12 protein-coding genes are annotated in these 12930 nt (G+C 63.9%); 5 read left to right on the top strand and 7 right to left on the bottom strand.

What is annotated here, in order from left to right:
- Positions 1 to 57 precede the first annotated feature (57 nt).
- Complete coding sequence (locus RT131_RS04615; protein WP_313170671.1) at positions 58 to 2760, top strand: EAL domain-containing protein; 2703 nt, start codon at positions 58 to 60, stop codon at positions 2758 to 2760.
- A 149-nt stretch (positions 2761 to 2909) separates the two neighbouring features.
- On the opposite strand, the gene RT131_RS04610 is transcribed toward RT131_RS04615, so the two are convergent.
- Positions 2910 to 3545 carry a LysE family transporter gene (locus tag RT131_RS04610; RefSeq protein WP_282265376.1) on the bottom strand — a complete coding sequence of 212 codons (636 nt, stop codon included), beginning with the start codon at positions 3543 to 3545 and terminating at the stop codon, positions 2910 to 2912.
- Positions 3546 to 3678: 133 nt separating this feature from the next.
- On the opposite strand from RT131_RS04610, the gene RT131_RS04605 reads away from it, so the two are divergent.
- Positions 3679 to 4584, top strand: coding sequence for a LysR family transcriptional regulator ArgP (locus RT131_RS04605; protein WP_313170668.1), 906 nt, complete (start codon positions 3679 to 3681; stop codon positions 4582 to 4584).
- 106 nt (positions 4585 to 4690) lie between these two features.
- Positions 4691 to 5830 (top strand): hypothetical protein, encoded by a 1140-nt coding sequence (locus tag RT131_RS04600; RefSeq protein ID WP_313170666.1) that lies wholly within the window; start codon positions 4691 to 4693, stop codon positions 5828 to 5830.
- Positions 5831 to 5839: 9 nt separating this feature from the next.
- Here RT131_RS04600 and RT131_RS04595 read toward each other — a convergent pair whose 3' ends face one another.
- Positions 5840 to 6592 (bottom strand): transporter, encoded by a 753-nt coding sequence (locus RT131_RS04595; protein ID WP_313170664.1) that lies wholly within the window; start codon positions 6590 to 6592, stop codon positions 5840 to 5842.
- A gap of 247 nt (positions 6593 to 6839) precedes the next feature.
- Positions 6840 to 7763, bottom strand: coding sequence for a M14 family metallocarboxypeptidase (locus RT131_RS04590; protein WP_313170662.1), 924 nt, complete (start codon positions 7761 to 7763; stop codon positions 6840 to 6842).
- Positions 7764 to 8002: 239 nt separating this feature from the next.
- Between RT131_RS04590 and RT131_RS04585 the strand changes: the two genes are divergently transcribed.
- Positions 8003 to 8326, top strand: a complete 324-nt coding sequence (locus tag RT131_RS04585) for a glycine zipper 2TM domain-containing protein (protein WP_313170776.1) — start codon at positions 8003 to 8005, stop codon at positions 8324 to 8326.
- A gap of 67 nt (positions 8327 to 8393) precedes the next feature.
- On the opposite strand, the gene RT131_RS04580 is transcribed toward RT131_RS04585, so the two are convergent.
- Positions 8394 to 9278, bottom strand: a complete 885-nt coding sequence (locus RT131_RS04580) for an acyltransferase (RefSeq protein WP_313170660.1) — start codon at positions 9276 to 9278, stop codon at positions 8394 to 8396.
- 193 nt (positions 9279 to 9471) lie between these two features.
- On the bottom strand, positions 9472 to 10194 hold the full coding sequence (locus RT131_RS04575; protein WP_313170659.1) for a cyclic nucleotide-binding domain-containing protein: 723 nt from the start codon (positions 10192 to 10194) through the stop codon (positions 9472 to 9474).
- A 243-nt stretch (positions 10195 to 10437) separates the two neighbouring features.
- Between RT131_RS04575 and RT131_RS04570 the strand changes: the two genes are divergently transcribed.
- On the top strand, positions 10438 to 11328 hold the full coding sequence (locus RT131_RS04570) for a diguanylate cyclase (RefSeq protein WP_313170657.1): 891 nt from the start codon (positions 10438 to 10440) through the stop codon (positions 11326 to 11328).
- A 168-nt stretch (positions 11329 to 11496) separates the two neighbouring features.
- Here RT131_RS04570 and RT131_RS04565 read toward each other — a convergent pair whose 3' ends face one another.
- Both RT131_RS04565 and RT131_RS04560 read right to left on the bottom strand, forming a co-directional pair.
- A complete protein-coding gene (locus RT131_RS04565; protein ID WP_313170655.1) occupies positions 11497 to 11847 on the bottom strand; it encodes a hypothetical protein in 351 nt (116 codons plus the stop codon).
- 48 nt (positions 11848 to 11895) lie between these two features.
- Positions 11896 to 12861, bottom strand: coding sequence for an MBL fold metallo-hydrolase (locus RT131_RS04560; protein ID WP_313170654.1), 966 nt, complete (start codon positions 12859 to 12861; stop codon positions 11896 to 11898).
- Positions 12862 to 12930: the final 69 nt, after the last annotated feature.

Raw genomic sequence — 12930 nt, 5'->3', positions numbered from 1 at the left:
GCAACGGCAACCGGAGACTCAGGCTTGGCAACTACCGCAACGGCAACGCATGAAAGGTTGCCGCGTACCCGAGGCCTCCATTCCCGGCTGCATCTGCTGATACTTGCCACGCTGCTGCCCTTGTTGGTGATTGGTGCCATTGCCGTCTGGAATGCCGCCCAGGATTACCGTCACAGCTCCGAGCAACGCCTGCAGGAAACCGCCACCGCCCTGGCCCGTGGCGTTGACCAAGGCATCGAGGACAATGTCAACCAGCTACGCCTGTTGTCGTTGCTGGCACCGCAGCTGAGTGAAGCCGCGCCTGAGCTGCAGGCCTGGGAACGTGAAAATCCGGACATTCGCCTGATCCAGGACGACAGCGAACAAGCCCGGACATTACCCTCAGGTCTGCTGTACGACGCACGCCGCGAAGGCAAGGTGCAGGTCTCGGACCTGTTTACCAACGCCATCACCCACACCCCGGAGGTGGCGATCGCCCTGCCCTTCGACGATGCCGGTGGTACCCGCGTCCTGACCATGGTGCAGCCCTCCAATCGACTGATCGCCAGCATCATGGGGACCGGCAACAACCAGCAATTGTTGACGGCGGTCGTCGACAACAACGGCGTCATTGCGGCGCGATCACTGTCGCCGGAACGCTACATCGGCAAGCAGGTGCCCGACTGGCGGGTACTGCAGCGCAGTGGTGGCAAGCACGGGCTGTTCGATGCCAGCAGCAACGAGGGCCTGCCCGTCATCTTCGCCTTCCACCGGCTGCAGGCCGCACCCGGCTGGACCTTGGTGGTGGGAGAGCCGCAACAGAGCTTCCAGGCACGCTGGCAGCAGCCCTTGCTCGGGATCATTTTCGGCGGCATCGTCGCCGCCGTGATCGCCCTGCTCTGGGCCAACGCCATCGCCCGCAGCATCCTGCTGCCCATCCGCGCCCTGGTGCAACGCAGCCACGGCGTGGTCGACAACCTCACCCACCTGCCCGACCCGCAGCCCTCCAACATCCGTGAGGTGCGCAGCCTGCAGAGCAGCCTCAGTGGCACCGTCGATGCATTGAAGCGAAGTGCCGATGAAGCGCGCGAACTGGCCCGCGACCTGAAGGACAGCGAACAGCGCTATCGCGCCGTTGCCGAAGCCGGTGCATTGGTGCTCTGGCAATCTGATCGCAACGGGCAGGTGCTTGCCGCCACCGGCTGGCGCGAACTCACCGGGCAGTCGGACGAACACGCACTCGGCAAAGGCTGGCTGCGACGGGTCAATGAAGACGACCTGCCACAGATCGAGATCGCGCTTGAGCAGAGTTTCACTGCCAGCAAGACCGGCTCGCTCGATGTGGAGTTCCGCGTCCTCGACCTGCATGGCAAGTGGCGCTGGTTGCGCGCCCGGGGTGCCCGCATCGGTCACAGCCTGAGCAAATGGGCCGGCGTGCTCGAGGATGTGGATGCACGCCGACAGGCGCAGGCGCGTATCGCCTACCTGGCGTTGCATGACGCACTGACCTCGCTGCCCAATCGCAGCATGCTGTTCGAGAAGCTCGACCAGGCCTTGATCGCCGCCCAGCGAGGCCATCACAGCGCCTTGCTGCTGCTGGACCTGGATCGCTTCAAGGAGGTCAATGACAGCCTGGGCCACCCCACCGGCGACCGTTTGCTGCAGGAAGTGGCCCAACGCATCCTCGCCTGTGTACGCGGCAATGACCTGGTTGCACGGCTGGGCGGCGACGAGTTCGCCATCCTGATGGCATCGGAAAACCGCATGCCCGAAGCCGCCGCCGCACTGGCCGCGCGGCTGGTGGACGAACTGGGCCGTAGCATCGAACTGGAGAACCACCAGTTCGCCATCAGCACCAGCATCGGCATCGTCCTGATCGACAACCAGGCCCGCGCCGCCGATACCTTGATGCGCAACGCTGATCTTGCGTTGTACCGGGCCAAGGATGAAGGCCGTGGCTGCTACCGCTTCTTCGAGGCGGAGATGGACACCCGCATGCAGCGCCGCCGACAGCTGGAAACCGAGTTGCGCACGGCCCTGCAACAGCAGCAGTTTGAACTGCATTACCAGCCGCTGGTGGATCTGCGCCTGCGCCAGGTCACCGGGTTTGAAGCCCTGCTGCGCTGGAACCACCCGCAACGCGGCCTGCTCGAACCCAGCCAGTTCCTGGGCCTGGCCGAAGACATCGGGATGATGCTGTCACTCGGCGCCTGGGTGCTGCGGCAGGCCGCGCACGACGCCAGCCAGTGGCCGGAACAGATGAAAATTGCGGTGAACCTGTCGGTCTCGCAACTGGCCCAGCCCACCCTGGCCGACGGCGTCGAGCAGGTGTTGGCCGCCACCGGGCTGGCCCCGGCCCGGCTGGAACTGGAAATCACCGAGAACGCGCTGATCGCCAACATCGAAGCGGCCTCCGCGCAGCTGCTGCGCCTGAAGCAGGCCGGTGTATCGATCGTGATGGACGATTTCGGCACCGGCTATTCGTCGCTGGGTTACCTGCGCGCGTTCCCGTTCGACAAGGTCAAGATCGACAAATCCTTCATCCGCGACCTGGGCGAGCAAAGCCAGGGCAGCGCGATCATCGGCGCGGTATCACACCTGTGCGAGAAGCTGGGCATCACCACCACCATCGAAGGTGTGGAGACCCAGGCGCAACTGGCACAACTGCAGGAGGAGCACTGCGCCGAGGGACAGGGCTATGTATTCGGGCGACCGATGCCGCTGGCAGAAGTGGAGGACTTCATCCTTCAATGGCCGGCACGCTGGAACCCGGCCACCTAGCGGCGAAGACAAAGCCGTAGCCCGGGTAAGCGCGACGCACCCGCAACTGCTGTTTCACAGGCAGGAAGAACGACAGATCTCTGCTCCCGGGTGCGCTGCGCTTACCCGGGCTACGTTGCTGCGTTCATCCTGACGGATCAAGCCTGACCTCAGTTGACCCCGCGGATGGCCAGGGTCAAGGCCAGCACGCTGAGGATCACGGCGATGGTGCCGTCCAGAATGCGCCAGGTGGAGGGCTTGGTGAACAACGGCGCCAACATGCGAGCGCCCAGCCCCTGCACCGTCAGCCACACGCCGCTGGCGGTCACCACGCCGATCGCAAAGGCCATGCGCGACTCACCGAAGTTGTCGGCGATCGAACCAATGACCATCATGTCCAGCCAGAAATGCGGGTTGATGATCGAGAAACCGGCCGCTGCCATCAGGGCTGCGCGCAACGACTGCTCGCCGTTGTCATCCAGCTTCATGCCACCGCCACCGGCCACCGCACGCCGCGCCGACTGCGCCGCATACCAGGTCAGGAAGGCAACACCACCCCACAGCAGGACGGTGGTCAGCCACGGCAACTGCGCGGTCAGCTGACGCAGGCCGGCCACGCTGGCCATGATGAACACCGCGTCGATGGCGAAGCAGGTGGCAATGATCGGAATCACGTGCTGGCGCATGATCCCCTGACGCAGGATGAACGCACTCTGCGCGCCGACGATGGCGAACAGACCGATACCGATACCGGCACCACTGAGCCAGGCACTGCCGGCGGCTTGGGCGGAAATAACCGAAAACATGAGGAAAAACCTTGCTACTGGGGGGAAGGACGCAGCGGGAGAACCCACCGGCACGTCCGGACGCGGCAATTGTCGCAATGCAGCAAGGAAAAGTAGAGCTAAACTTCATTAACCATCATTAGCAGAACTTAATATGCGCATTGATCATGCCCAGTTGCGGGCGCTGGCCGCGGTCATCCGCGAAGGCAGCTTCGAGCGCGCGGCGCTGTCGTTGAACGTCACCGCCTCGGCGGTATCGCAGCGGATCAAGGCGCTGGAGGACAGGGTCGGCAAACTGCTGATCAAGCGCACCATCCCCACCGAGGCAACACCGGAGGGCCAGGTGCTGGTACAGCTGGCCGAGCAGACCGCCCTGCTCGAGCGCGATGCCTTCGAGCGCATCGGCCTCAGCGATGCCGAGCTGCCCAGGGCCAGCATCCCGGTGGCGGTCAACCACGACAGCATGGAAACCTGGTTCCCGGAGGCGGTGCAGACCTTCTCCCACAGCACCTCCACCACCCTGGACCTGCATACCGAAGACCAGGACCACACCGTTGCCCTGCTGCGCCAGGGCGCGGTGATGGGTGCGGTAACCACCTTGTCCGAGCCGGTGCAGGGCTGCCAGATCCATGCGCTGGGCAGCATGCGCTACGCAGCCACCTGTACCCCCGAATTCCATGCCAGGCATTTCGCCAAGGGCGTGACCGCACAGGCGCTGGCACAGGCACCGGTGTTGGTATTCAACCGCAAGGACGACATGCAGGCCCGCTATGCACGCCGTCTGGCCGGGGTCGAACAGCCGCACAATGCGCCAACCTGGTGGATCCCCTCCACCCGCGCCTTCGTCCACGCCAACCTCGGCGGACTGGGCTGGACCATGAACCCGTTGCCATTGGTACGCCGGCACCTGGAGAGCGGGCGCCTGGTTTACGTCAAGGCGCGCGCCTGGGAGGACGTGCCGTTGTACTGGCAGCACTGGAAGGGCGAGGTCAAGACCATGGCCTTGCTGACCCGCGCCATCCTGCAGGCCTCGGCCATGCTGATACGCAAGCGCAGATAGCGCGGGGCCTGTGCTGCACTGCAAGTTTCCCTAAAGGACACTGCCTGCCCCGGCGGCCCGGGCGGATGCTGCAGGAATTGACCCACACACCTACCGGAGCCGCCAGATGTCGAGCAAACGATCTGCCCCCGTCATTTCCTCGTGGCTGCTCAGCGCCTTGGCCGCGCCGTTGGCGGGCGCCATGCTGATGCTGGCACCCACCAGCGCCAAGGCCCTGGAGTGCGGCAGCAACAACGGTTACACCTGCACAGGAACGGCGAACCAATACGCTGGCGGGTTCAATCCCGGTGTCGGCCAGGGCGGTTTTGGCGGCGGCAGCTGTACCGCCAGCAAGACCCCGGTGGTATTCATTCCCGGCAATGGCGACAGCGCCATCAGCTTCGACATGCCAGCCGGCGCGGTGGCCGGCTACAGCACCCCGCCGCGCTCGATCTATGCCGAACTGAAGGCTGCCGGCTACAACGACTGCGAACTGTTCGGCATCACCTACCTCAGCGCCAGCGAGCGCGCGGCACCGCAGTACAACTACCACACACCGGCCACCTATCAGACGCTCAAGACCTTCATCGACAAGGTCAAGGCCTATACCGGCAAGAGCCAGGTCGACATCGTCACCCACTCGCTGGGCGCGACCATGGCCCTGGCCTCGATCAAGTACAACGCCAATCAAGGCAGTGTGCGCCGCTTCATCAATATCGCCGGTGGCCTGCGCGGCCTGCAGACCTGCCGCAGCACCGGTTATCAATCGACCCTGGCGCCCACCTGCAACGCCGAGGCCTATGTCTTCCCGTACAACTACTACACCTTCGGCCTGTACCCGAGCACCGGCGTAGCCTATTACGGCTACAACCGCTGGACCGGCAGTGGCAGCGGCAGCCTGCGCACGTTCCCGGCCACGTACACCGGCATCCGCTTCTACACCATCACCGCCGGCTCGCGTGACCAGGTGCATTGCTTCACCACCAGCTACAGCGCCGGCTGCGCCGATGGCGCATTGTTCAATAGCGCTACCAATGTCTACGCGCAGGTCGACATCGGCGCAGGCAGCAGCGCCTACAGCTTCGACTGGGATTGGAGCGACGGCAGCCCGTACAACTTCGGTGGCGGCGACACCAGCAGCGGCGTCGGCCATTTCCGCTCGAAGAACAATGCCGGCCTGATCGTGCGCAACATGCTCACCAGCGACTGCACCAGCAATTGCGCAGCCGGCTACAGCGGCGTGTACGGCCCTGCGGTCAATCGCTGAACCGCGTTCTCAATCGAAGGACATCGATACGCCGACGCCGCCTTGCCAATCGGTGGTGTCGGCATCCAACCCGCGCAGGAACGATGCATCCAGTTGCACGCGCGGGCCCACCATCCACGTCACACCGGCACCGGCCGCACGCATGTACTGCGCGCCGGTGCCATAGCCGCCCTCGACATAGGCCGACAACTGCGGCCGCAAGGCGAAGCCATAGCTGGGCGAGAACAACCAGCCGCTGCCACCGTCGCCCCATTGCCGGTCGATGTAGAACGCCAGGCTGCTGTCGCGCGGCAGCGCCCATGCCGCCGTCACGCCAAGGTCGTAGTCATGCCCCGCATCACCCAGCGGTGCCCTGCCCCAAGGCAGGCTGGCCCCTGCTTTGAATGCCACTGACAGCTGCTCGTTGGCCAACGGCGGTGCCCACTTGAGTGCGGCGCTGCCGTCGCCGCCGCCGCTGTCCTGCACACGGATACCAGGGCCGCGCAGCCGCAGCCTGCTCCAGCTGTCCGCGCCAAGTTGCAACTCCAGCGTATCGGCAAGCCCGACGCGCAACAGCGTGTCTGCGGTCCAGGTGGTGGTGGTCAGGCCATCGCTGCGATCACGGCTGGCATCGGGCAAGCCCTGCTCCCAGACAATTACGTGCTTGCCGACCGTACTGGTGGAAAAGCCGATGCCTGGACGATCGAACTCCGGCGCGTCATCGGCCTGGGCGGGGCCACTTGCCAAGGCGAGCACTGCCAGCAGCAGAGACGAGGTTTTCATGCCCGCCATGTTCCATACGTGGCTGGGTGGCGATGTGAAAGATCATGGGCACTACCGGCATGCGCAGGGGGCGCCACGCTGCGCGATGGCCCGTTCCGGCTGTTGCAGCGTGCTTCCCGGGTGCGCTTCGCTTACCCGGGCTACGGATGCTCCGGGGAAGTCCTTCTGGTCGGTGGCGAGGCCACAAATGAAAAACCCACCCGCTTGCGCCGGGTGGGCCTTCAGCAAACCTGCGGATCCAGAGACCTCAGCGATGCGCCAGCGCGTAATCCAGCGCGCCGATCACCGCCGCCACCTGGGCGTCGTTGCACTGCTGCGGGGTCGCCTTGGCGCTGTCCGGATACACCTCGGTGGTGGTCGTGTAGCGCGCACCGCTGACGCTGGCGCATAGGCCAAGGGCCTTGAGCGGGTATTCGATCACGCCTTCGGCCACCACCTTGGAACCGATGATCTCGCCGCGTTCGTCGGCCGGTGCCAGATGGGTCACCTTGGCCACTTCGGCATTCACCGCCTGCTGGAACAGCGGCTGGCGATTCTCGGTGTCATCCACCAGATAGAAACCATCGGGAATCTCGCCCGGCTCGAACGGCTTGCCATCGCGCGCGGCCAGCGCCGGACGGAATTCGGTTTCGTCGGTGTCGGTGGTTTCGTGCAGGTCGATATGCATCAGCACGCCCCCCCGCAGCGGCGCAACCAGGGCCATCAATGCCGCCGATTCCTGCGCCGGGCTGTTGTCCACGAACGAACGGTTCGGGTCCAGTGCCAGCGCATTCCAACGCTGGATGCGCTCATAACCCCACGGACTGACGCAGGGGGCGACCAGCAGGTTGCAGCGGCCGGCGTAACTCTCCGCGTGCTGGTCGACGAACTGCAACGCGCCCTGCACGCCGCTGGTCTCATAGCCGTGTACGCCACCGGTGACCAGCATCACCGGCAAGGCCTCGTTCCAGTTCCGGCTGCGGATGGCAAACAGTGGATAGCGACCCGACGGGTAGTCCAGTTCACCGTATTGGGTGACATCGAAGCGCTCACGCAGCACATCTATTTTTTCCACCACCTCACCTGCATAGCTGCGCTGCACCTGCTGCTGTTCCAGCCACTGCGCGCGCTCCTGCTCGCCCCACGGCTTACCGGGGGTGCCAATCGGATAGAAAGCGGCATCAATGCTCATGCGCAGGTCTCTTCAATACGGAGGATGGCGCGCACTTTACACCCAAGCCGAGGAAGCTTCAGGCTGCACGGCACATTGGATGAACGCAGGTTCAATTGCGCCGCTCGCTTTTCACCTCGAATTTCATTGCGTGGGCGCAGGCTGGACGCACATTGGCGCAAAGCTGCGCTGCCAATAACAGGAGTATCGACATGGGCAAGCTTCCTATCACCCTGGCCTCGACCATTGCCGCGAGTGCAATGCTTCTCTCCGTCGGCGTCAACGCACAAACCTATGGCCCACGCGATGAAGGCCGCCGTTTCAACGACGGCAGCCGCGTGGTCTGCCACGAGGTGGAGGTAGCCAACAACGCACGTGACCAGAATCGCGTAGCCGGCACCGCCACAGGTGCTGTGGTCGGCGGCCTGCTAGGCAACCAGGTCGGCAAGGGCAATGGCCGCAAGTTGGCCACGGTGGGCGGCGCGGTGGCGGGCGGTCTGGTGGGCCGCAATGTGCAGGGCCGCAACCAGGAGCGCAATGGCCAGCGCGTGGTCGAGACCCGCTGCGAACGGGTTCATCGCTGACGAATCCAGCGCCATGCAAAGCAACAAAGGCCCTGTCAAGGGCCTTTGTTTTCAACGATGGCGGTGATCAGGCCTTGCTTTCGAGCAGACGCGCGATGTCCTCATCCTTCTGCTGCCACAGGCCATTCATCCACTGCTGGAACTGGGCACGGAAGTTGCGATCTTCCTGGTAGTTGCGGCCGATGAACTCGGTGGGGATAGGCAGCTTGCGCACCAGCACCTTCACTTCCGGCAGGCGATTGGCCATCAGGTCCATCATCGAGGGAATGCCCTTGGGATAGACGATGGTCACATCCAGCAAGGCATGCAGGCCCTTGCCCATCGCATCCAACACGAACGCCACGCCGCCGGACTTGGGTTTGAGCAGGTGTTTGAACGGCGAGGCCTGCGCTGCGTGTTTGGCGGCCGTGAAGCGGGTGCCTTCGACGAAGTTCATCACCGCCACCGGAATGCTGGCGAATTTCTCGCAGGCCTTGCGGGTCACTTCCATGTCGCGCCGGCCCAGCTCGGGGTTCTTGGCAATCTGCTTGCGGTTGTAGCGGCCCATGAAGGGAAAATCCAGGGCCCACCAAGCCAGGCCCAGCACCGGCACCCAGAACAGCGAGCGCTTCAGGAAGAAACGCAGCAAAGGAATCCGGCGGTTGAACACCTTCTGCAGCACCAGGATATCGACCCAGCTCTGGTGGTTGGCCAGCACCAGATAATGCCCATCGCGCTCAAGCCCCTCGGTGCCACTGACCGTAAAGCGGGTAGCGGTAAAGGCATGGATCATCGCGCTGTTCACCGCGATCCAGCTTTCCGCCAAGCCAGTCAGCAGCGGATTGCAGGCCCGACGCACCGACTTCAGCGGCAGTACCGCCTTGAACAGCGCCACCACGAACAACGGCAGGCAGTGTGCCAGCGTATTGATCACGATCAAGGGGAAAATCAGAGCCACGCGCAACCACACCATGGAAATAACCGCGGGGAGCAACCCCAGAACCCAAAGAAGCACAGGGTAGCAAAACCGGCGCTTCAGGTTTTATCCGAAACCGTCCGCACGCCCGACAAACGTCGGCCAACGCACCGGGATCCCCCAACCCTCACGGGCCAGGACAACCCCTGTGCAGCGGGGCACCGCCCCACTCGTTGCCGCCCCGCGGAGATCACTGCAGGCTGGTCTGTATCACCTCGACCCGGATGCCCGCCTCGGCCATGGCCTGGTTGGCGGCCGCCAGCTTCAGCCGCATGTCCTTGCGGAAACACTGGTCGATGGCATGTTCGATCTCGGGTTCACGGGCCATCAGCTGTCGCAGCGCATGCCGCTCCAGTGCCAGGTAGCGGGTCGGCTTGGCGGTGATCACGGTCGCGGTGGCCGGCATGTCGGTCAGTACGCTGATCTCCCCCGACAAGGCACCCGCCCCGCACCACCCCACAACGGCTTCATCCACCATGACCGCGACTTCACCGCTGGCAATGAACAGCATGTGGCTGGCCTGTTCGCCATGGCGGATCAGCACCTCACCTGCCCCGGCCTCGCACCATTGCCCCAGATCCAGCACCCGTCGCGCCTGCGCCGGCTCCACCAATGGCAATACGGCTTCCCTGAAGCGGCGTTCCTCGGCGCTGAAATGGGTGATGCGGTTGTGGTAGGCCTGCAGCGACAGCTGGCCCACGTTGACTGCCACGAAGATGATCTCCCAGGTGGCGCTGACGTAATCGGAGATCATCACCGAATAGGTGATGCTGAGCAGTCCCGACGCTACCGCCAGCGCACGCAGCCACATCATGCGTGTCATCAACATCGACAGGATCAACAGCAGGTAGCTGGCATGGCCAACCATCCCGTCTACCGAAAGTGCAGATTGCAGGAAGCTGTTCAGGTCCATGCCGCGAGCATGGGACAAGCCCTTGCAGACCGCAATTGGCAATGCCTGCCCTCCCCCGCCAGCAGCGCTCCTGCACGCCGACGACGGCCGCAAGGGTGCCCGTTCAGGCCGGCGGAACCGGGGGCCGGTAATCGGCCGCGCCATCGGTCCCGCAACCGATGTTCGCCGCAGGGAGCCTCACCCGACATACGCTGACATCTGGAAACGGCATAATCCCAGCCTTCGTATTTGTCGTGTCTGCACATGCCTTTCAAGTTGCCGCCGCTCGGTGAAGTCCTGGACCTGCTACCCGACGCGGTGTGCATGGTTGCCCCCGATGGCGAACTGCTGATGGTCAATGCCGCATTCGAGACCATCTTCGGCTACACCCCCGCCGAGGCCAAAGGCCGGCAGATCATGGATCTGGTACATCCAGAGGACCGCGCCGCCACCAAACAGTCGGCGCTGGACGTGATGGCAGGCCGGCCACGTTCCAACTTCCGCAACCGCTACATCCGCAAGGACGGCAGCGTGGTCGACATCCAATGGTCGGCCAAATGGCTGCCGGAATACGGCATCCGCATCGGCGTCGGCCATGAGGTAACCGCCCTGCGTGGAATCGAACGACAGCTGGAGCACCTGGCCAGCCACGATGCCTTGACCGGCCTGCCCAATCGTTATCACCTGCGCCGTGAACTGGAAGCGGCGCTGGAGCGCGCGGGGCGTGACGGCAGTGGGCTGGCACTGCTCTACATCGATCTGGATGGCTTCAAGGCCGCCAACGACCACTACGGGCATGAAGCCGGTGACCGCCTGCTGCGTGACGCCGCCCGCCAACTGCGCGATGGCCTGCGACAGAACGACCTGATCGCCCGCGTCGGTGGCGACGAGTTCGTTGCCGTGCTGCCAGCCTGCGCCAGCCCCGGTGATGCGCTGAATATCGCTACCGCCCTGCGTGCACGGCTGGCGTTGCTGCAGAGCCTTGGCAGCGACACCCCGCAGATCGACGCCAGCGTGGGCGTAGCCTGCTTCCCCGCCGACGGCAGTGACGCCGACGCACTGCTGCGCCATGCCGATGCCGCCATGTATGCCGCCAAGGCGAAGAAGCGCCTTGCCAACTCCGCCGCGGATCGCGCCTCCAACCCGATTTCCTGATCCAGGCCGCTCTTCCAGGGTTGGGACGGTGTGCGTGGCGCACGCCATGACACCGACATCCCAGCGGCCACCGGCCCGGGATCGCGAAGCGACTTGCCGCGTGAACGCAACGTCCCCAGAACCCACCCTATCGACAGAATGGGTTCTGCCTGCATACGTGAGTGGGCGCTATTGGACCGACTGGATCCGGATCTCGGCGCCGGAGGTCCGACTGCCCAACTCGATGATCTCATCAGCATCCAGGCCGGCGACCCTGTCCTTCACCCTCGCAATGCCAAAACCCTGCAACTCCGGATTGCCCATCACCTCATAGGCAGAGTTCACACCGTCCAGATTGATCTGAAGCATGGCCAGCAGAAGCTTCTGCTTTTTCTCAGCACTGACGGATTCGATCATTTGTTTCCAACTGGACTCCGCTGCCGCATCGGAAGATGCGTCCAATCGGATCGGCTCCTTGGCCAAGGCGCTACCTGCAGCCAGGACGCCGATGATGAGAACAGCAAAAAATCGAGCTTTCATAATGATCCTCCTTGAAGTCTGATACCGGCGCCTTTCTGCATCAGGCCGCTACTTCCAGGGCAATTCGCCCTTGGCCACCTTGGCACTGAGCTCCAACGATGCCTCACCTGGCAGGCCCGGATAGCGCTGCTTCATCGCCGCAATCAGCGCACCCGAATCCTTGGCCTTTGCCGCTTCCTCGTCGAAAGCCCGGATGTAGTTGGCGGTGAATTCAACCGCAGCCAGATCCTGTGGTGCGCCTTCCGCATAGTGGCCGGGAATCACCCGTACCGGCGCAAGGTCCTTGATCTGCTGCAGCGCGGCCAGCCAATCCTGATGTGACTGCGGCGTCTGCGTATCAGCCATGAATACGTGAGAACCTGCATCCACCAACACCCCGCCCATCACCGTCCTGATCGAGGGCACCCACAGGGCCGTGCGCTGCGGGCTGGCGCCATCCAGGCCGATCACCTGCAACTCCTGCCCCTCCAACTGCAGGCTGTTGCCCTGCAATGGTGCAGGCACCAGCAACTGTCTGGGTGCATTGGCACCCAGTTGCGGCCCCCATATCTTCAGCTTTTCATCCTTGCTGGCCTGTATATGCGCGATGGTCTGCGGCGTAGCCAGGATCTGCGCATCGGGGAATGCGGCGTGCAGGGTCTCCAGGCCGAAGTAGAAATCCGGGTCGCCATGGCTGATATAGATCGTGGTCAGCTTCTTGCCTGACGCCTTGATCTTCTCCACCAGCTTGGCCGCGTCGGCGGTGGAGAACTGCGCATCGACCAGCACGGCATCGCTGGTCCCGGTCAACAGTTCCGAGGACACCGCAAAGATGGAGTCCGCACCAGGATTGAACACTTCCACGTTCAAGGCTTGCTGGGTGCCTTGCGATGACGGGTCGGTAGCCGGCGCCGCTGCCGAGGGGGCTGCGGTGGTCGTCCCGTCTGGCGTCCCGGGCTTCCCGCAGCCGGTGATTGCCAGCGCGATCGCGATCGCCACCACCAACGTCATGCATTTCAAACCTTTGTCGTTCATTGCGCTGCTCCAGCAAGCCACGGGAAAACCGGCATGCACGATACCGCCCACGCTAAAAGCACGACCGCG

The sequence above is a fragment of the Stenotrophomonas sp. genome, assembly GCF_032066555.1.
GTDB lineage: Bacteria > Pseudomonadota > Gammaproteobacteria > Xanthomonadales > Xanthomonadaceae > Stenotrophomonas.
Note: the sequence above shows the minus strand (reverse complement) of the source record. Positions and strands in the feature narration are given on the sequence as shown.